Source organism: Acinetobacter sp. EKM10A (assembly GCF_011075215.1).
Classification (GTDB): domain Bacteria; phylum Pseudomonadota; class Gammaproteobacteria; order Pseudomonadales; family Moraxellaceae; genus Acinetobacter; species Acinetobacter baumannii.
Window position 1 is genome coordinate 15,654 of sequence record NZ_JAALLK010000013.1, and the last position, 20,789, is coordinate 36,442.

General features: G+C 39.4%; 18 protein-coding genes and 1 tRNA gene. 12 read left to right on the forward strand and 7 right to left on the reverse strand.

Annotated features, from left to right (window positions below; all coding sequences use genetic code 11):
* Positions 1-7: 7 nt before the first annotated feature.
* The 7 genes from secD to queA form a co-directional block, all read right to left on the reverse strand.
* Positions 8-1,909, reverse strand: a complete 1,902-nt coding sequence (gene secD / locus G9371_RS14730; protein ID WP_001270222.1) for a protein translocase subunit SecD — start codon at positions 1,907-1,909, stop codon at positions 8-10.
* 51 nt (positions 1,910-1,960) lie between these two features.
* On the reverse strand, positions 1,961-2,290 hold the full coding sequence (gene yajC, locus G9371_RS14735) for a preprotein translocase subunit YajC (RefSeq protein WP_000051669.1): 330 nt from the start codon (positions 2,288-2,290) through the stop codon (positions 1,961-1,963).
* A gap of 98 nt (positions 2,291-2,388) precedes the next feature.
* Positions 2,389-3,522: a tRNA guanosine(34) transglycosylase Tgt gene (gene tgt / locus G9371_RS14740; RefSeq protein WP_000667229.1), complete on the reverse strand. Its 1,134-nt coding sequence runs from the start codon at positions 3,520-3,522 to the stop codon at positions 2,389-2,391.
* A 175-nt stretch (positions 3,523-3,697) separates the two neighbouring features.
* A complete protein-coding gene (locus G9371_RS14745) occupies positions 3,698-4,267 on the reverse strand; it encodes a LemA family protein (protein ID WP_002046674.1) in 570 nt (189 codons plus the stop codon).
* A gap of 86 nt (positions 4,268-4,353) precedes the next feature.
* Positions 4,354-5,382, reverse strand: a complete 1,029-nt coding sequence (locus tag G9371_RS14750) for a hypothetical protein (RefSeq protein WP_029424653.1) — start codon at positions 5,380-5,382, stop codon at positions 4,354-4,356.
* Positions 5,383-5,474: 92 nt separating this feature from the next.
* The gene (locus G9371_RS14755; RefSeq protein WP_029424652.1) at positions 5,475-6,476 is read right to left on the reverse strand and encodes a hypothetical protein; all 1,002 of its coding nucleotides are present in this window, start codon (positions 6,474-6,476) and stop codon (positions 5,475-5,477) included.
* An 85-nt stretch (positions 6,477-6,561) separates the two neighbouring features.
* On the reverse strand, positions 6,562-7,599 hold the full coding sequence (queA, locus tag G9371_RS14760) for a tRNA preQ1(34) S-adenosylmethionine ribosyltransferase-isomerase QueA (RefSeq protein WP_001177138.1): 1,038 nt from the start codon (positions 7,597-7,599) through the stop codon (positions 6,562-6,564).
* A 182-nt stretch (positions 7,600-7,781) separates the two neighbouring features.
* Between queA and G9371_RS14765 the strand changes: the two genes are divergently transcribed.
* The 12 genes from G9371_RS14765 to rfbC all read left to right on the forward strand — a co-directional run bounded on the left by G9371_RS14765 (position 7,782) and on the right by rfbC (position 20,789).
* Positions 7,782-7,868, forward strand: a tRNA-Leu gene (locus G9371_RS14765).
* A gap of 535 nt (positions 7,869-8,403) precedes the next feature.
* Entirely contained in the window at positions 8,404-9,672 is a 1,269-nt protein-coding gene (locus tag G9371_RS14770) for a sensor histidine kinase (RefSeq protein WP_165471285.1), read from the forward strand.
* Between the two features lie 68 nt (positions 9,673-9,740).
* A complete protein-coding gene (gene glnE / locus G9371_RS14775; protein WP_029424651.1) occupies positions 9,741-12,491 on the forward strand; it encodes a bifunctional [glutamate--ammonia ligase]-adenylyl-L-tyrosine phosphorylase/[glutamate--ammonia-ligase] adenylyltransferase in 2,751 nt (916 codons plus the stop codon).
* Positions 12,492-12,515: 24 nt separating this feature from the next.
* On the forward strand, positions 12,516-13,442 hold the full coding sequence (locus G9371_RS14780; RefSeq protein ID WP_001046506.1) for a branched-chain amino acid transaminase: 927 nt from the start codon (positions 12,516-12,518) through the stop codon (positions 13,440-13,442).
* 67 nt (positions 13,443-13,509) lie between these two features.
* On the forward strand, positions 13,510-14,397 hold the full coding sequence (locus G9371_RS14785) for a mitochondrial fission ELM1 family protein (protein WP_029424650.1): 888 nt from the start codon (positions 13,510-13,512) through the stop codon (positions 14,395-14,397).
* Between the two features lie 13 nt (positions 14,398-14,410).
* Positions 14,411-15,220 (forward strand): polysaccharide deacetylase family protein, encoded by an 810-nt coding sequence (locus G9371_RS14790; protein ID WP_000639362.1) that lies wholly within the window; start codon positions 14,411-14,413, stop codon positions 15,218-15,220.
* Between the two features lie 2 nt (positions 15,221-15,222).
* The gene (locus G9371_RS14795; RefSeq protein ID WP_000705222.1) at positions 15,223-16,206 is read left to right on the forward strand and encodes a glycosyltransferase; all 984 of its coding nucleotides are present in this window, start codon (positions 15,223-15,225) and stop codon (positions 16,204-16,206) included.
* A 12-nt stretch (positions 16,207-16,218) separates the two neighbouring features.
* Positions 16,219-17,262: an ELM1/GtrOC1 family putative glycosyltransferase gene (locus tag G9371_RS14800; RefSeq protein WP_000193719.1), complete on the forward strand. Its 1,044-nt coding sequence runs from the start codon at positions 16,219-16,221 to the stop codon at positions 17,260-17,262.
* 135 nt (positions 17,263-17,397) lie between these two features.
* Complete coding sequence (gene rfbB, locus G9371_RS14805; RefSeq protein WP_000670932.1) at positions 17,398-18,465, forward strand: dTDP-glucose 4,6-dehydratase; 1,068 nt, start codon at positions 17,398-17,400, stop codon at positions 18,463-18,465.
* A gap of 2 nt (positions 18,466-18,467) precedes the next feature.
* A complete protein-coding gene (rfbD, locus tag G9371_RS14810; protein ID WP_000698332.1) occupies positions 18,468-19,361 on the forward strand; it encodes a dTDP-4-dehydrorhamnose reductase in 894 nt (297 codons plus the stop codon).
* Positions 19,358-20,248: a glucose-1-phosphate thymidylyltransferase RfbA gene (rfbA, locus tag G9371_RS14815; RefSeq protein ID WP_000054001.1), complete on the forward strand. Its 891-nt coding sequence runs from the start codon at positions 19,358-19,360 to the stop codon at positions 20,246-20,248. Before rfbD ends, rfbA begins: the two co-directional genes overlap by 4 nt.
* On the forward strand, positions 20,238-20,789 hold the full coding sequence (rfbC, locus tag G9371_RS14820; RefSeq protein WP_001195721.1) for a dTDP-4-dehydrorhamnose 3,5-epimerase: 552 nt from the start codon (positions 20,238-20,240) through the stop codon (positions 20,787-20,789). Before rfbA ends, rfbC begins: the two co-directional genes overlap by 11 nt.

Genomic DNA, 20,789 nt, shown 5'->3' on the forward strand with positions numbered 1-20,789 from the left:
GATCTCCTTAAATGCTCAACTTTTTCAAGTTACGGCGTTTACCATAAATGATTTGTACAATCGCACGCGTTACTGTAATGGCAGTAAACATTGAGCAAATAATACCGATCATTAATGTCACGGCGAAACCTTTAATCGGGCCAGTACCGATTGCAAACAGAATGAATGCAACAAGGAACGTTGTTAAGTTCGAGTCGAAAATGGTGTTATAGGCTCGATCATAACCTGCCACAATAGCCTGTTTAGGTGAGGCCCCCCAGAGCATTTCTTCTCGAATACGTTCACATATCAGTACGTTGGCGTCGACGGCCATACCAATGGTAATGACGATACCCGCAATACCCGGTAAGGTGAGGGAAGCACCTATCCAAGACATAATGGTTAAAATCATTGCCAGGTTAAATACAAGTGCAAAGTTTGCGATTAAACCAAATAGACGGAAGAATACGACCATCCAGATTGCAACAAGCAAGAAGCCGATTTGCGTTGATAGGACACCTTTATCAATGTTTTCTTGACCAAGGCTTGGACCAACAACACGCTCTTCAACGAAGTACATTGGCGCAGCTAAAGCACCGGCACGAAGCATTAACGCAAGTTCAGATGCTTCTTGAGGTGAACTTAAACCAGTAATACGGAAAGTTGAACCTAAAACGGCTTGAACAGTTGCGGCGTTAATCACGACAGACTCGGTATATGGTGTACGAACTTCTGTTTGAGCACCAGTTTTTGGATCTGTAACGTAGCTAATCTTTTGTTTATTTTCGATGAACAATACCGCCATGCGTTTTCCAACTGCATTACGGGTGGCATCTGACATCAGCTTACCGCCAGCACTGTCGAGCGTAATATTTACTTCGGCACCACCAGAGTCTTGGCTAAAACCAGAGCTTGCATTTTGAACGCGTTCACCAGTCAAGATACGGTTACGTTGCAACAACAGTTGGCGACCACTATCTAAAGACTGATAAGCAAAAACTTCCGTACCCGGAGGTAAAGGTTGACCATTATATTTACCCGTATATGGATCAATATATTGATCATTTAAGTCAGATACCAAACGGAATTCGAGGTTAGCAGTACGGCCTAAAACACGTTTAGCTTCTGCTGTATCTTGAACACCCGGTAATTCAACGACAATACGGTTGCTACCCTGACTTTGTACTAAAGCTTCTGCAACACCAAGTTCGTTAATACGGTTACGTAGTGTTGTTAAGTTCTGATTAACTGCATAAGCCTGAATTTCTTGACGACGTACATCAGTATAAGTGAGCTTTAGGATTGAACCTGTCGTGCTCGCTAATGCCTGTTGGGTATATTCATTACCATTACGGCGTAAAAAATCCATTGCTGCATCACGATCCGCATTGTCAGCAAACTGAACAGTGATCACATTATTATTTAACGCAAGATTGTTAAATTTAATTTTGTTTTCACGGAACTGACGACGCAAATCAGTGGCAGAGGTTTCCATACGTTGGGAAATGGCTTTGTCCATATCTACTTCAAGCAAGAAGTGGACACCACCACGTAAGTCCAAACCAAGTTTCATTGGTTTCGCCCCAATTTTTTGCAACCATTCTGGAGTTGTTGGTGCAAGGTTTAGGGCTACAACATATTGATCACCTAAGTCACGGCGTAATACTTCTTTTGCTTTCAATTGCGCTTCAGAAGAGCTGACACGCAAGAGAGCAGCATTATTTGTAAAAGTATTATCGTGGCTTGCAATATTTGCTGTTTTTAAAATTTGCTCTGCTTTTTGCACCACACTTTGATCAATTTGGGTACCAGCTTTGGCACCGGAAATTTGAACGGCGGGCTCATCCGGATATAGACTAGGCAGTGCGTATAATGTACTGACTACCAGAACAACCAGAATCAGTAAATATTTCCATGCAGGGTAACGCATTCGCTTTCTTCTTAAATGAAAAAGCCGTGCTAAAGCACGACTGTTTTATGATTAAAGGTTATTTAGAGTGCCTTCTGGTAATACAGAAATTACGCTGGCACGCTGAATTTTTACTTCTACACCACGGTTAAGTTCAACAACCGCATAGTCACCTTCAAGTTTAGTTACTTTGCCCATTAAACCGCCAGCAAAGACAACTTCGCTACCAACACCCAAGCTTTCGATTAAAGAACGGTGTTCTTTTGCACGTTTTGCTTGAGGACGCCAAATTAAGAAATAGAAGATTGCAACGAATACAACAATCATCAAAATGTTTGGTAAAAGGCCAGGGCTTTGGGCTGCTGCTGGAGCTGCATGTGCAGTAGAAATGAACAAGCTCATTTTAATTTCCTAAAGTTAAAAAATATGAGTCAGATACCTGACATAATCCTAATTCGTTTTGCAATTTACCTTGTCTTGAGGTTGAGCGCAAATCTCGCTTATTCATCGACAGGGCATGGTGGAACTTCTAATCCGCGGCGGGCATAAAAGTCCTGAACAAATTCATCAAAAGTGCCATTGTCTAATGCATCACGCATACCTTCAGTTAAACGTTGGTAATAACGTAAGTTATGAATGGTACCAAGCATAGACGCCAACATCTCTCCACACTTCTCAAGGTGGAACAGGTAAGCACGAGTAAAGTTCTTACAGGTATAGCAATCGCAGTGTGGGTCAAGTGGTCCTTGGTCATGACGATATTTACTATTACGAATACGTACCAGACCATCAGTGACAAAATAATGACCATTACGTGCATTACGTGTTGGCATTACACAGTCAAACATATCGACACCACGGCGCACCGCTTCAACGATATCTTCAGGTTTACCTACACCCATCAGGTAACGTGGTTTGTCATGCGGCATCTTGTTTGGAAGATAATCTAAAACCTTGATCATCTCTTCTTTTGGTTCACCAACTGACAAACCGCCAATTGCGTAACCGTCAAAGCCGATTTCAAGTAAGCCATTTAAAGACTCATCACGTAAGTCTTCATACATGCCGCCTTGAATAATGCCAAATAACGCATTTTTATTTTTAAGTTCATCGTGGTGATGAGCCTTACAGCGTTTTGCCCAGCGCAAAGAAAGCTGTAATGATTTTTGTGCTTCTTCATGTGTCGCAGGATAAGGCGTACATTCATCAAAAATCATGACAATGTCAGAGTTCAATACATGCTGAATTTCCATTGAAATTTCAGGCGATAAAAAGACTTTTGAACCATCAATCGGAGAACGGAAAGTAACACCTTCTTCCTTAATTTTACGCATAGCGCCAAGACTAAATACTTGGAAGCCGCCAGAGTCAGTCAAAATTGGCTTATTCCATTTAATAAAGTCGTGCAAGCCGCCGTGTTGCTTGATCACTTCAAGGCCCGGACGCAAATATAAATGGAAGGTATTACCTAAAATAATTTGTGCCTGAATATCTTCAATATCACGTGGCAGCATGCCTTTGACTGTACCGTAAGTCCCCACCGGCATAAAAACAGGGGTTTCAACAACACCATGTTCTAAAGTTAAACGACCACGACGGGCACGACCCGACTGACCTAATTTTTCAAACTTCATTTAAAAATCCTGAACAATAGCAAGCAATGCCGTAGGGCAGTGCAAGGGCGAAAAAACAGTTCGCTGCTAAAAAGAGGGCTATTTTCCTTGATTCTGCGACGTAGTTCTACTACTAAATGTAGCTGACTATAAAATCGGTCAAATTTCTGGGTGACCGATTGTTTTTTTATTTCGACTAAAAGTTCGGTTTATAGTCAAAATTGTCAGTAACCAAGTTATCTCGAAAGGGACGAATTGTTTTTTTAGATAAAGTCATCGTATTGATAATATTATTTGGGAACACTTCAATCTGATTATTAAATACTTCGACGTTGCGGTTAAAAATGCTGATTGCCGCGCCGACATTTTCGTTTTGTTCCTGAATATCATCCATCATTTTGCTATAGAGCGTATCTGCTTTTAGTTCAGGATAGTTTTCAACCACGACATTTAGGCTGCGGATTAGCTCTTTACTCATTTTTTCAATCTGTTGTAATTGAGCAATATCAGTATGATCGACATTCAAACTTAGAATTTGCTGACGTAAAGCAGTTACTTGTTCTAAAGTTGACTTCTCGAACTGAGTATATTGATTGAGTGTGGTTTCTAGTGCTTCAAGTGTTTTTACTTTCTGGCGTTCGAAATTGGCAACCTCAGCCCAAGCGCGTTTGGTCGCATTGAAATAACGCACAATGTTATTGCGAATGTGGATGCCCCAAGCAATCAGTACAACGAAAATCCCCAAGAAAATGAATAAGCCTGTCATTTTTACTCCTCTTATTGTTATTCCCTCATTATGCCCTCTAACTTCTTATTTTTTTAATAAGTTGCCAGTTCAGCAGTACGAGAGATTTATTTAATTAAATTAAGCATGAATTGCTGAAATTTTTCATATTGCGGCATAGTCATGGTACGTAAGTGACCACGTAATGCGGGAATATCATGAATTTCACTACGTTTACTGGTGGTTTGAAAAAGATCTTGCTCACCGAGATAACATAATATTTGCTCTTCATGATGATAAATTAAATCCCCGCTAAAATGTTGAAAAAAATCATGAAGTTTTAACGTTAGACTTGGACTCATTTCTTTAGCTAACTGGTGCTGGTCGGTTCCGAAAATACTCAGTTCTTGGTTAATGAGAATGTCGCTACTTTGCCATTCGCTTAAGTATGGTTCAAAAAAGCGAGAACGTTGATTACTTACAGCAATACCTAAAGCTGGCATTTGAAAAATAAAAGCGCCCCATAAGTCTTTATGAATCTCTTTTACTATTTTTTTATCGCTGTTCTGGTCTTGAAGAATAGGTAAATTATTTACATAGTGGTATTTAAATAGCAGCACTTGATGATCTGTAATGCCGTCATTCCATGTTACTGAAGCAAACTCGGTAATTTCATTCGCTTCATTGCCTCGGTTAAAAAGTGGAAAGTGTTGTTTTAATTTGCTTAAGACTAAAATGGGTTGGACTTGTATTGGAAGATAAGTTGGTAACTGCTGAAACTTTAGACCATAACGTAAAGCAGTCATACGCTGTTCTAAATAATGAATAACTTCAGTTAAAGGTTTTTGCGGTTCATAGAGCAAATATGCGAGGAAACCAGTTAAAAATGCCCATAATAGACTCCAAATATATTGAATATGAGGATGAAAAAAATATCCAAACAATAGCGTCGTAATACTGCAAATACTTAATAAATAAGACAGGGTATTCACAAAACGAAGGTTATGATCTTCACGCCATGGATGTAACGCGTTTAAGAGTTCTTGATCTGTTTGTGACTTTTGTCCAGCATCCCAAAGTCGGGCAATATTACGAAAGACTTGTGTATTTTTTTTACGTCTTATATGAAGTGCTTGTTGTATGGTATCAATCGGCATGAAAGTAATGAGTTGATTATCATAAAGTGCTAACTCTAGATTATCTTTTAAATTGAAAGAGATAAATAGAAATAAGTCTTAAATAATTACTTTTATGACTTCGGTATTTGAGTTTCATCAATGAAATGCTGCAATATATTTGCAAACTGCTCAAATTCTGGCATTGAAAGAGTTTCAAGGCGTTCAGCAAGCTCACGTACACTAGTGCCATATAAACTTTGCTGGCGTAAAAGATTTACATTACAGAGCCAACATAATGCAGATGTTTCAGGGTGTATATAGAAATCCCCTGGGAACCCTTCCAACATTTTTTCTAATAATAACAATCGATCAGGGCTTAGAAATTTTACTAAGTCCAATTCATTAATTCCGCTTTGTTGGTATTTTTGATTAAAACGAATATCACTTGATTCCCAAGCTACTCCTAAGCGACAAGCTTTTTTCTGTTGACTTGAAATGCTGACTCCGCGAACTGGAAAATTCTCTAAAATGATGCCGTATAAATTGTAACTAACATCTTTTAGTTCCCATTTACCTTTTGAATTATAGGCCATCTCTCGATTGACATAATGGTATCTAAATATTTTATAGGGGTGAGTTGTTTCTCTTACTTGCCACTTGCCGTGTATTGCAGTTAAAACTGAATTTTGTTGATTGCCTAACTTAAACAAAGGAAAGTCTGAAGCAGATGTTCCTTCTTTTTGTAGGCTATCTTCAGTTGCAAATTTGAAATTATATTTATGTTCATAATAATAAGTTTGGATATCTTGAAGTAGGCAAATCAGTTCGGCCGTCGATGCTCTATGATAAAAACCATAAAAAATCGCAAGAATGGCAAAAGGGAAGAAGTAAATCGAGATTAAAAAGCCTAAGGCCATACAAACTAAGGCGAAAATTGTAGCATTCCAAAAAATATAATTTCGAATATCAAGTTGTTGGGGGCCTGCCCAATTCTTTAATGAATAAACAAGAATATCAGGTGGTAATTGCTGATTAAGTAAATTTCTTAATGCCTCAATATTTCTTAAAGTAATTTTGTTATGGGTATTTTGATTGTCAAAAGCACTTTGAATTTTTTGAAAAAGCAGTTTCATAAATTTTATTATTAGTCGAAATTGTAGTTAGATCAGCTGGATTAAACCTTGAATCAACTTATAAGATTTAACCCAGCTTTAATTTTTAAACTTCTAATTTATCAATCAGCATTGCATCACCATAACTAAAGAAGCGATAGCGATCTTTAACGGCATGTTCATAAGCAGCCAAAATATTTTCTCTATTTGACAATGCTGAAACTAACATGAGCAGGGTAGACTCAGGTAAATGGAAGTTAGTAATTAAACGGTCTACGATGCAGAACTCATAACCCGGATAAATAAAGATTTGCGTATCACCAGTCCATGCTGCGATTTTTCCGCCATGCGCTTGAGCTGCACTTTCTAAAGCACGTGTTGCAGTTGTACCGACAGCAATCACTTTATTACCGCGTGCTTTAGTTGCCAAAATTAAATCAATAGTTTCTTGAGGAACATCACACCATTCACTGTGCATGACATGATTCGTAATGTCATCAGTACGTACAGGCATAAAAGTACCTGCACCGACGTGAAGAGTCACAAACGTTTTCTTAACGCCTTTTTGGTCTAACTTTGCTAACAACTCTTCGTCAAAATGCAAGCTAGCTGTTGGAGCAGCCACACTGGCAATTTTTTCTGGATTATGGAAAACCGTTTGATAGCGTTCAGTGTCAATTTCTTCTGCTTCACGATTGAAGTAAGGCGGAATAGGTAACTGACCATATTGCTCAAGTACTGGCAAAATTGGTTGTGAAAACTCAACGACAAATAAGTTTTCGTGACGGCCACGCACAATCACAGGAATATTGTCTGCACCGACAAAAAGCTCAGCCCCTGCTTTAGGTGAATTGCTCGCTTTAATATGGCAATACGCTGTGGTGTGGTTCAGCATACGCTCAACCAAAATTTCAATCGCCCCACCTGTGGCACGTTTTCCTTTCAGTCGAGCCTTCATGACTTTGGTATCGTTGAGTACCAATAAATCGCCTTCTTCGAACAGATCAATAATATCTGTGAACATATGATCGTGATATTGGCCCTTAGCATCTAAATGCAATAAACGCGAAGCACTACGTGTTTCGAGTGGGTAACGGGCAATAAGTTCATCAGGTAGTTCAAAGGAAAAGTCAGACAGTTGCATATTTGAGAAAAAACACCGCAAAAATTGCGCCTAGTATAAACTTTTTCGCTTTTTAATGGCTGTGCTTCGGGCCTAAATCATGAAAAATGTTTAAATGATCTAAAAGTGAACGATAATATTCACTTAGGGTTTGACAAGTTTTGCAAACGCGCTAATATACGCAACACAAACATACTTCCTCTCCCGAGGTGGTGAAATTGGTAGACGCGGCGGACTCAAAATCCGCTGTCAGAGATGACGTGTCGGTTCGAGTCCGACCCTCGGGACCAAGATTCAGAATCTTATGATTCTACGAAAACCCCTAAACTGACGGTTTAGGGGGTTTTTTGTTGGATATAAAAAAGTTCCTAGACTTTACGAAATTATGAGCTACTTGCTTTGGTTCCGAGGGTCGGGATCAAATCGCTTATAAATTTAGAGCTATTAAAGGTTTTTTAATTTTTCAATTCAAGCAGACTTTATTTAAATATGAAATGCATTTGATAAAAGCAAAATTTGAGTCGAAGTTAAGGTTTCATATTTATAAGATGATTTAAGCTAATTTTTATCTCTTTTCTAGCTAATTTTGACTTCCTATTTCTTATTACTTACAACTCTTTCTTCCAAAAAAATTGTTGTATTTTTCTAAACCATACCCACTTTATGTATCTGAAAACCTTTAATTGAAACTTCACATTTCTATTTCGAAAAGAAAGTTGCTCTTTTAATGTACTGTGTTAAAGTTTGTAGTAGATCATAATGATTATAAGTACATTCTTCAAAAGAGCGGTTCCGACCAACAATGACAAAATCTGTGAGGCGGGCATGACACAGCGATTAGAACTACATCAGGTAGAGCAGTTAACAGCTTGTAAAATATCACTATTACTTGGATTAAATGCCGAGCAGAATTATATTGAGCAATTTTTCCGGTTTAGTCTTCGCCTGTTGAAGTGTCAAAAAACTTTGCTTACTTTTAATCAGGAACCTTATTTTTGGCATCATTGCCCAGATGGCATGACTGCAATTTCCTTTAAACCTTCAAGACACCTAAAACAATGTTTTGCTAAACAACAGGTGATTCATCACAATCATCCTTCTTATCAAAATTTAATCAACTATTTAAAAGAGCTAAATATTGAATGTGGGCGTGCCTTAGCTGTCCATTTGGTGCAGCCTGACCAGACATCTATGGGATTTGCAGTTTTCTTCGATGACGATGAAAATTGTTTTGAAGATGATCAAATTCAGTTGCTTCTCGATTACTGTTCTAGTTTTATGCAACAAGTCGAGTTGAAGTTTAATTATGAAGAATTAAATGAACTCTATGAGCAGCAAGTCGCGCTGAACTCGAGTAAAACAAAGTTCTTTTCCATTATTTCGCATGACTTGCGGGCACCATTTCATGGCTTGTTAGGTTTCTCCGAAGTGTTAGCTAAAGAACGTGAAACACTGGATGAATCGAGTATTCAAAACATTGCCGATTATTTATACGACACTTCTCAATCGACCTATAACTTACTTGAAAGTTTGCTGACATGGGCAATGGCCGAAGGTGGTCGCTTTGTTTATCACCCAATTAATTTTAAGCTTAGACAAGTGAGCAATATTGTTTGTGATGTGCTGCATACATTGGCTTTAAAGAAAAATATTGAATTGGTAAATGCGGTTTCCGAAGATTTAAAAATCTATGCCGATATCAATATGATGACTTCCGTGATCCAAAACTTGGTGTCAAATGCATTGAAATTTACCGATGTTGACGGCTCTGGAAAAGTGTTCATTGAAGCAAAGCAGGTGGGTACAAATGTCGAAATCACTGTGCGTGATACAGGGCTTGGCATGACTGAACAGCAAATGGCAAATTTATTCCATCCGCGTATTACAGCAAGCTTTAAAGGCACCGCTGGGGAAAAAGGTGCGGGTTTAGGTTTGAGCTTATGTAAGCGTTTTGTCGAGATTAATCAGGGGAAAATTAGTGTAACTTCCCAAAAAGGAGTGGGAACGACATTTAAAGTTTTATTACCTTCTGCTCAAGAAGTTCCTGAACATCATGTAGAACAACAAAATACATCTGAAGCAAAATTGGTTTAATCCCTTTTCCTACTACTACTTGAACTGCTATAACTAAAAAGAGAGTCTGAGGAAAAGAGCTTTTTTATATGAATGCGGAGCAGTTACAAAAAACATTGCGTGCCAGCCAATATGCTGAACAAGTTTTAGGATTACATCAGGCTGTTTTAGAACAAGATTATCAAATAGATCAATTTGCTGCACCGCTCTCAACAGAACAAATTTACCAACTTGTAGACATCACGCTTGATGGAATTGGCGATGAAATAACTTGGATGCGTGCGCTTCGTATACTGCGCAGTCGTTTAATGTTTCGCTGGATCTGGCAAGATGCCAATCAACTGACGGATGTCGTTACACTTACTCGTGAACTTTCAGACTTTGCCGATGCAAGTATTTGTGCCGCAAAGGCTTTTGCTCGTGTTGCATTGGTTGCTAAACACGGCGAACCATTAAGTTATTCAGGCAAAGTTCAAGATTTGATTGTGGTTGCCATGGGCAAGCTTGGGGCACAGGAATTAAATCTATCAAGTGATATCGACCTGATTTTTGCCTTTGATGAGCAAGGCGAAACCAACGGTCGTAAATGTATTGATGTACAGCAGTTTTGTATTTTGTGGGGACAAAAACTTATTTATTTACTTGAACATATCACCGCAGATGGTTTTGTGTTTCGAGTAGACATGCGCTTACGGCCTTGGGGAGATGGCTCAGCATTAGCGATTAGTCATGCAGCTTTAGAAAAATATTTAAGTCAGCATGGCCGTGAATGGGAACGTTACGCATGGATTAAGGCACGTGTAGTCACTGGGGGTAAAGAAGGGCAAGACTTATTAGAAATGACACGTCCTTTTGTATTCCGTCGTTATGTCGATTACACCGCTTTTGCTGCCATGCGCGATATGAAAGCGATGATTGAGCGCGAAGTATTACGTCGGCATATTGAAGATGACATTAAACTCGGGGCAGGCGGTATACGCGAAATTGAGTTTATTGTTCAGGTGTTCCAGCTTATTTACGGCGGTTCTAAACGTGAGCTGCAAGACCGTCAATGTTTAGTTAGTCTTGAACATATTGGTGAGGCAGGCTTGTTAGAAAAACAGGCCGTACTAGAGCTTGAAGATGCTTACCTATTCTTACGCCGTGTTGAACATGCAATTCAAGCCTTGAATGATCAACAAACGCAACTATTACCAGAAGAAGCAGATTTACGAAAACGCATTATAGACACCTTGGGTTTTACGAGTTGGAATGAGTTTATTGATGTTCTGAACGAGAAACGCCAAAAAGTAAAAGTTCAGTTTAAGCAGCTCATTGAAGACACAAGTTCCAATGCAGCTACCGAGAACTTTGGACAGTTAGAGCAGCAGCTAGATGAAGTATTAGATGATAATGCAAAAAATTTAATTCATGAGTTCTGGCATGGTCATGCACTTAAAAAACTTCCTTCCAATGCTGTGCAGCGTTTAAAAACGTTTTGGCCCCATTTAATTGAAGCCATTTTACAGTCTGAACAACCACAAACTGCATTATTACGTTTAATGCCCCTGATTGAATCAGTCATGCGTCGAACCGTGTATTTGGTAATGCTGATTGAAAGTAAAGGGGCATTACAACGCTTAGTAAAAATGGCGACAGTGAGCCCATGGATTTGTGAAGAGTTAACACAATATCCGGTATTGCTGGATGAGTTCTTGTCGATGGACTTTGAATTACCAAAACGTAAGGACTTGGAAGACTCATTACGTCAGCAATTACTTCGTATCGAAATTGATCAGGTTGAAGATCAAATGCGGGTACTTCGCCTGTTTAAAAAGAGTAATGTGTTAACGGTCGCTGCAAGTGATGTGTTAGCTGAAAGTCCTCTTATGAAGGTCTCTGATGCTTTGACAGATATTGCAGAAGTCAGTGTTAATGCAACTCTTAATTTAGCTTATCAGACCGTAGCAAAGCGTCATGGTTACCCAAAAGATGTCGAGGGAAAACGTTGTTCACTCGATTATAAAGCTTTTGCCGTTATTGGTTATGGCAAGGTGGGTGGTATTGAGCTGGGTTATGGTTCGGACTTAGATCTTGTCTTTATTCACTATCTAGATGAACAAGCCGACACGGATGGTACTAAGTCAATAACTGGTTTTGAGTTTGCCATGCGTGTCGCTCAAAAGTTTATGTCTTTAATGACCACTCAAACGCTTGATGGCCGTGTTTATGAAATTGATACACGTTTAAGACCTTCAGGTGAGGCTGGTTTATTGGTGACAAGCCTGAAGGCCTATGAGCATTATCAGTTGAAAAGTGCATGGCTTTGGGAGCATCAGGCATTAGTTCGTGCGCGTTCTATTGCAGGTGATGAAGCACTTTGCCAAAAATTTGAAATATTTCGCCGCGAGATATTGACTCAATCTAGAGATGAGGCTTATGTTCGTGAGGAAGTGCTGAAAATGCGTCAGAAAATGAAAGACCACTTAGGTTCATCTTCTGAACAAAAAAAACATGGTATTTTTCATTTAAAACAGGACGCAGGTGGTATCGTAGATATCGAATTTATGGCACAGTATGCTGTACTTGCATGGAGCGGGACGAAACCCGATCTCGCCCATTATTCTGATAATGTAAGAATATTAGAAGATGCTGCTAAAGCAGACTGCTTATCCAGTGAAGATGCCACAGCATTAATTCGAGCCTATCTTAGTGAACGTGCCGAAAGCCACCGCTTAGCCCTTGCGAATCAATCCATGCAAGTAAGCGCAGCGGACTGGCGTAGTACCCGTGCGGTCGTTTGCAATTTATGGCAAAGATTAATAGACCCAACCGCCTCGGTTGAGTTGGATAGTGAATGATTTTATAACAATTTGGAGTGTTCCATGAATTTGGCTGATCGTGATGGTTTTATTTGGCAAGATGGACAATTAATTGATTGGCGTGATGCAAAGATTCACGTTTTAACCCATACTTTACACTACAGTATGGGTGTATTTGAGGGTGTTCGTGCTTATGAAACTCCTAAAGGTACTGCAATTTTCCGTCTTCAAGACCACACAAAACGTTTGTTAAATTCAGCAAAAATTTATCAAATGAAAGTGCCGTATGATCAAGCAGCGCTTGAACAAGCACAAATCGATGTTGTTCGTGAAAATAAATTAGCTTCTTGCTATTTACGTCCACTGATCTGGATCGGTTCAGAGAAACTTGGTATTGCAGCAACAAATAACACCATTCATGCCGCTGTTGCAGCATGGGCATGGGGTGCATATCTTGGTGATGAAGCAATGGCGAAAGGTATTCGCGTTAAAACTTCATCATTTACTCACCACCATCCAAACGTGACCATGTGTAAAGCAAAAGCATCTGGTAACTACACGTTGTCAATTCTTGCTCACCAAGAAGTTGCACATTCTGGTTACGATGAAGCAATGCTTATGGATCCACAAGGTTATGTGTGCCAAGGTTCTGGTGAAAACGTATTCTTGATTAAAGATGGTGTTTTACACACTCCAGATATTGCTGGTGGTGCACTTGACGGTATTACACGCCAAACTGTGATGACGATTGCTAAAGATCTTGGTTATGAAGTTGTTGAGCGTCGTATTACGCGTGACGAATTCTATATTGCCGATGAAGCATTCTTCACAGGTACTGCTGCTGAAGTAACACCAATTCGTGAATACGATGACCGTCAAATCGGTGCGGGTTGCCGTGGCCCAATTACCACTGAAATCCAAAAGACTTTCTTTGATGCAGTTCAAGGTAAAAATCCAAAATATGAACACTGGTTAACTTACGTAAAATAAGTTAATCCGTTAACATGAAAAGGCGAACGTTGGTTTCGCCTTTTTATTTTTGGGTTAGGGAGCTTTTATGCATATTGTCTATGTCTATGATGGTAAAGCAGGGCATCGCTCACAAGCTTTAGGCTTGTTTCAGGCGATGCAAAGACAGCAGGCAAATGCAACTTTTGAAGAAGTTTCTATTAATGACTTGCCTATTTTTTCTCTAATCAAAGCGCTTTTTTCTTCAAAAAAATCTCTATTTCAACAGGCACCCGATTTTATATTTGGTGTGGGAAGTCATACGCATTTTCGTGTCTGGTTGCTCGGTAAAATTTTCAAAAAGGCTAAGACCATTATTTTAATGAAGCCAAATTTACCGACGGTTTGGTTTAATTATGCTGTGATTCCAGAGCACGATGGTATTCCTGCGAATAACCAAGTGATTGTTACGCGTGGGGCATTAAATCCCATTCGTAATGAAAAACGCCATCAAGCTTCTAGAATTTTAATTGCATTAGGTGGTTCGTCAAAACGGCATCAATGGAACCAAGAAAAAGTATTATTAAGCGTGCAAAAGATTGTTGAGAATAATCCGGATGCCGAAATCATTCTAACGACTTCACGTCGAACACCAGCAGAGTTTATTGATATTTTAAGACAACAAAGTTTTGCCCAGCATTTACAAATATTTCCGGTTGAGCAAACACCTCAAGGCTGGATTTTTGAAGAGATGCAAAAAGCAGAAGCTGTATGGGTAACAGAAGATAGCGTTTCTATGGTTTTTGAAGCACTTACTGCGGGTTGTCGCGTAGGGGTCATAGCAATCGATCGGTTGAAAGACGATAGAATTACGCACTCGATTGATCAAATGATAGAATCACAACTAATCTCACAGAATACTTGTGTCGTACAGTTACCACAACCTTATGCTTTTAAAGAAGCAGACCGTGTGGCAACATATCTTTTAGCGAAATAATGAGTTTGGCATTGTGATTTATATCCTGATTTTACTGGTTTTGCTTACCGTGTTATTTAGCTATAAGTATGCGTGGTGGAAGCCAGCAGTGGATTGGAATCGACCACGTGTATTGATGTATCACATGGTACGAGACCATATTAATGGTGCCAAATTTAATAAGCTTCGGGTCAAGCCCGCTGAGTTTGAAAAGCAAGTTGCTTGGATGAAAGCGCAAGGCTTCCATTTTGTAACGATGCACGAATTGCAAGAGAACTGGGGAAATCACCCAGCCAAAACAGTTGCCATTACCTTTGATGATGGTTATTTAGACAACTTACAAAATGCTTATCCGATTTTAGAAAAATATCAGGCCAAGGCAACCATATATGTGGTGGTTGATCGTCATGATCGTGATTGGTCAACCTATAAAAAAGAACATCATAATAGTGGTGAACTCATGCGTGAAGCTAAGTTGAATGATGCTCAAGTCAAGCAACTGGCAGATAGCGAACTGATCGAAATTGGTTCACATACGTTAACGCATGCTAATTTAAACAAACTGGATGATACGGATTGTTTAAAAGAACTAACTGATTCAAAGCAGTGGCTTGAACAACTGATAGAAAAGCCAGTAACCAGTTTTGCTTACCCATTTGGTATTTACTCAGACCGAGATGTTAAACTGGCAAAACAGTCAGGGTATAGCAATGCAGTGACCACAATCGAAGGCATTGATGATGAACAGCCGGACTTTATGCAACTACAACGTATTAAGATCAGCGGAAAAGATTCATTATTTGCCGTCAAGCTTCGTTTAAAACTTGGTACGCGTGAGGGCTAATCATGAAAATTACGCTTGTGATGGCAAGTGATGAGGAAGGTGGCCTAGAAAAGCATGTACTTGAGCTGGCTGCTGGTTTATCACAAGCACATGAAGTTTCTTTAATTGCACATCAGAAATATCAAAGTCGGGTAGAAAGTTCGGTGAACTTTGTTGCTTTTGATATGAGTGGCAGTCGTTATAACCCGTGGACGAAATATCTGCTTAAAAAAACAATATTGGGGACAGAACCACAAGTGCTACATGCTCATGCTTCTAAAACGGCCAAACTGTTGCAAGGCATGATTGCAGGTTTTAATTTCCCTTGTGTGGTGACTATCCATGGTGCAAAGAAAAAGATTGATTCTTACTTGGCATTTGATCATATCATTTGTGTGAGTAAGCGACTCGCGCAGATTGTGGGGCAGCCGGAAAAACTCAGTGTGGTCTATAATGGTATTTCTTTGAATATGCCTGCTCAATCATTTGTAAAAAATAGAAAATTTATTGCCATTGGACGTTTAAATGAAGTGAAAGGTTTTGATCTTTTACTGGCTGCTTGGCGGAACATTTCACACCAATTAACTATTGTTGGTGATGGTGAAGAACGAAAGAAGTTAGAGCAATTGATTCAAGAGTACCAATTAGCTGATCGGGTTCACTTGTATGGGTATAGCGACAATATTCACCCATTGATTATAGACCATGAGGCTTTGATTGTGTCTTCCTTGCGTGAAGGGGGCCCGTATACACTTGCTGAAAGTTTATTGCTTCAACGTCCTGTGTTAGGGACTGATGTCGGAATGATGGCTGAGTTTATTCCTGTTGAGTTTCTATGTGAACCAAATAATATTGAAGCATTGCAACAAGTGATTCAAAACTATTTGGATGTGGTAGCCCCTGAAGCAAGTTTTAAACAGGCTTATGCCTTGGCACAAGAACAATTGACTTTTACAAAAATGATCGATAATACGGTCAAAGTCTATCAATCATTGCTTTCAGCATAGGATGATGGATTGATGACACAACAAAAACCTTTCATCCTAGCGTTGACCGATGGTAAAGCAGGCCATGAAACTCAAACACAAGGAATAGTTCAGCTACTGAATCAACAACAAGATTATCAGGTGGAATGGGTTCAATTAAATCTACCTAAAAAATGGTTGTATCGTGTTCTCAAGTTATTGATCAAGTTTTCAATAAATACAGAGTGGTTACGTTATTTTCTTGACTCCCAAACCCTAAGTGCATTAGAGCAGAAACAGGTTGCTTATATTGTATCGGCAGGGGGAAACACTCTACTTGCCAATCTACTGCTCAAACAACATTTGCTCAAAGATCAGCCTGTAAAAAATCTGGTCGCAAGTTCATTACGGGGGATTCGTGCTGACTTGTTTGATGTGGTATTTACCATTCATGAGCAACAAGCCGTATTGCCTCATTATTTTTATTATCCAATTGCACCGAATAAAATGAGTGCTTTACCTCTAACACGTGAGCGGGCGCGGGAACATTTGGGTATTCAAAATGCTGAGCAAACGATTGCAATTTTGATTGGTGCTGACACTAAAACAGTAAAAATTGGTGAAGCGGCACAATGGGCAACTGTTTTACAGCAGGTTCGAAAGCAATATCCTACAGCGAGATTGCTACTGACAACATCACGAAGAACACCGATTACTTTTGAAAAAGAATTACAGCAGCTTGCTGAGCAGTACGGCATTTTTCAGCCTCATGACCAGTTAACATGGGTAGCACAAGGCCAAAGCTGTGATATCAAAGATTATATTAAAGCAGCTGACTGGATTCTAACGAGTCCGGACTCGACTTCGATGGTGGCAGAAGTGGTCATGTCAGGAAGTAAGTTGCTGGTACTTTATGATGAGCAGTCCATGCAGGATGAACAGATTAAGCACCAATTAAAGTTTTTAGCACAGCAACATTGGCTATATTTATTAACTGTTTCAGATTCTTATCAAATCTCTCAGGTTGTTCAAGAGTTAGAGATGCAAGATCATACCAGCGAAATAACTCGGAAGTTAAATCGGGTTTTGGACAAATAAGTTTAGCTAAGTATTTATATTTTATTTTTTGTAATAATGGTCAAACTGCGTAGGGCTTTCTGAGGTTAACGCTAAATTAAATAGGAAATAGGTGATAAAATCCGTGACTAAGAAAATGGAGTTACATGATTTATTATGAAGTTCTTGGTTACTGGTGGTGCAGGTTTTATTGGTTCGGCGGTGGTTCGTCATATTGTTCAAAATACTGAACATGAAGTATTAAATGTCGATAAGCTCACTTATGCGGGAAATCTAGAGTCTTTAAGCTCTGTTGCCGATCACCCACGTTATCAGTTTTCTCAGACCGATATTTGTGACCGTACAGCTTTAGATGAATTATTTAAAAGTTTTCAACCTGATGTAGTGATGCATCTTGCTGCTGAATCGCACGTAGATCGTTCAATTTCAGGACCTTATGCTTTTATTGAGACCAACATTATTGGTACATACCAAATGTTGGAAGCAAGCCGTACTTATTGGTTAACCCTTGATGGTTCAAAAAAGGAAACATTCCGCTTCCATCATATTTCAACCGATGAAGTCTATGGTGATTTAGAAGGTACAACCGACCTATTTACCGAAACAACATCGTATTCACCAAGTTCACCATATTCTGCAAGCAAAGCCAGCTCAGACCATTTAGTCCGTGCATGGAACCGTACTTATGGTTTACCGGTGTTGGTGACCAACTGTTCAAATAACTATGGGCCATTTCATTTCCCGGAAAAATTGATTCCGCTTATGATTTTAAATGCTTTGCAAGCCAAGCCACTCCCTGTATATGGCAATGGTCAGCAAATTCGTGACTGGTTATTTGTAGAAGACCATGCACGAGCACTCTTTACTGTTGCAACGCAAGGTGTGGTTGGGGAAACTTATAATATTGGCGGTCACAATGAAAAAGCCAATATCGAAGTTGTTCATGCGATTTGCACATTACTTGAAGAATTGGCACCGAATAAGCCGGAAGGTGTAGCACAGTACAAAGATTTAATTACCTATGTCAAAGATCGCCCAGGTCACGATGTGCGCTATGCAATTGATGCGACAAAAATTAAAAATGACTTAGGCTGGGTTCCGCAAGAATCGTTTGAGACGGGCCTGCGTAAAACCGTTGAATGGTATTTAAGTAATACTGAATGGGTTGCACACGTTCAAAGTGGCGAATATCAGTCTTGGTTAAACAAGCAATATCAAGGATAACTATGAAGATCTTATTGCTTGGAAAAAATGGACAAGTTGGGTGGGAGCTACAGCGAGCGCTTGCTCCTTTGGGCGAGGTAGTTGCATTAGACCGTCATGGTTTAAATGGTCTATCTGGCGATATGACTCAACCATCGGCAATTTTTGACACGATTGTGGCGCTAAAACCCGATGTAGTCGTTAATGCTTCTGCTTATACAGCTGTTGATTTGGCTGAAACTGAGCAGGATTCGGCTGATCTTGTGAATCATCAAACTGTAAAGGCTATAGCCGATGCATGTTTGCAAATTAAAGCTTTATTTGTGCATTACTCTACCGATTATGTTTTTGACGGGGCAGGTGAAACAGCTTTTGTTGAAACAGATGCAATTGCACCATTAAATGTCTATGGTAAAACCAAGGCATTAGGCGAACAGGCAATTGTTGAGAGTGGCTGTCAGCATCTAATTTTCAGAACATCATGGGTCTATGCAAGTAAAGGAAAAAACTTCTTGAAAACGATGTTGAACTTGGCTCAGCAACGTGAAGAGTTGTCGATTATTGATGATCAGATTGGTGCTCCAACTTCTGCTGAGCTAATTGCTGATATTACCGCACATGCTATTCCTCAAGTCGTAGCCGATGTGAGTAAAGCTGGTGTCTATCATTTGGTGGCGAGTGGTGAAACATCATGGTTTGGCTACGCAAGTTATGTATTTGAGCAAGCACGGTCATTAGGACAGGCGCTGATTGTACAAAAGGTTAATCCAATTCCAACAAAGGCTTACCCAACACCAGCAACCAGACCACACAATTCAAGATTGAACAACCAAAAAATACAGCATGTTTTTAAACTCTGTCTACCTAACTGGCAAGATGGTGTAAAGCGAACCATAGTGGAGCTATTAAATAAATGAGTCTCAAACGTAAAGGTATTATTTTAGCGGGTGGTTCAGGTACACGCTTACATCCAATTACCAAAGGTGTATCGAAACAGCTTTTGCCAATTTACGATAAACCAATGGTTTACTATCCATTGTCTGTATTGATGCTTGCCGGTATTCGTGAAGTCTTATTGATTTCGACACCAGAAGATTTACCCCAATATGAAAAACTGCTCGGTGATGGTTCTCAATTTGGTATTGAACTTACTTATAAAGTACAACCTTCTCCAGATGGTTTGGCACAGGCATTTTTAATTGGTGAAGAGTTTATTGGTCAAGATAATGTTTGTTTGATCTTGGGTGACAATATTTACTATGGTCAAAGTTTTGGCAAACAATTAGAAGCTGCGAGTAATCGAGAGCATGGTGCAACAGTATTTGGTTACCATGTGACAGACCCAGAGCGTTTTGGTGTTGTCGAGTTTGACCCAACTGGAAAAGTTCTCAGCATTGAAGAAAAACCATTAAAGCCAAAATCACCTTATGCCGTGACGGGTTTGTACTTCTATGACAATCGTGTTGTAGAGTTTGCTAAACAAGTGAAGCCATCTGCACGTGGCGAACTTGAAATTACTGACATCAATAATGCATATCTGAAAGATGGTTCATTGAATGTGGAGCTTTTAGGGCGAGGGTTTGCATGGTTGGATACGGGCACGCATGAATCGCTTTTAGAAGCAGGTCACTTTATCTATACTGTAGAAAAGCGTCAGTCATTAAAAGTCGCATGTTTAGAGGAAATTGGTTTCAATCAAGGTTGGATTAGCAAAGAGAAACTTTTAGAAAGTGCTGAAGCTTTGAAAAAAACAGAATATGGTCAATATTTGAAAAAAATCTGGGAAGAGTCAAATGCAGGTTGAAACGACTAAAATAGAAGGGCTTTTGATTCTACATCCAAATGTATTTGGTGATGATCGCGGCTGGTTTATGGAAAGCTTTAATCAGCAACGTTTTGCACAAGCACTTGAACAATTAAACTTGCCTGTTCCAACTTTTGTACAAGATAACCATTCATTGTCTCAAAAGAGTGTGTTACGTGGGTTGCATTATCAAAATGCACCTTATGCGCAAGGAAAACTGGTACGTGTTGTACAAGGTCGTGTTTGGGATGTTGCGGTAGATATTCGACCTGACTCAAAAACTTATGGTGAATGGGTTGGTGTTGAACTGAGTGCAGAAAATAAAACCATGTTTTGGATACCGGAAGGTTTTGCTCATGGCTTTATCGCACTTGAAGACAATACCCAGTTTTTGTACAAAACCACCAATTACTACAATAAAGAAAGTGAAGGCGCTATTATTTGGAATGATCCAACACTAGCGATTAACTGGCCTCTTGATGAGGTTGGTGAGGTGTTGGTGAGTGATAAAGATCAGATTGCAGATGCATTTAAAGCATAA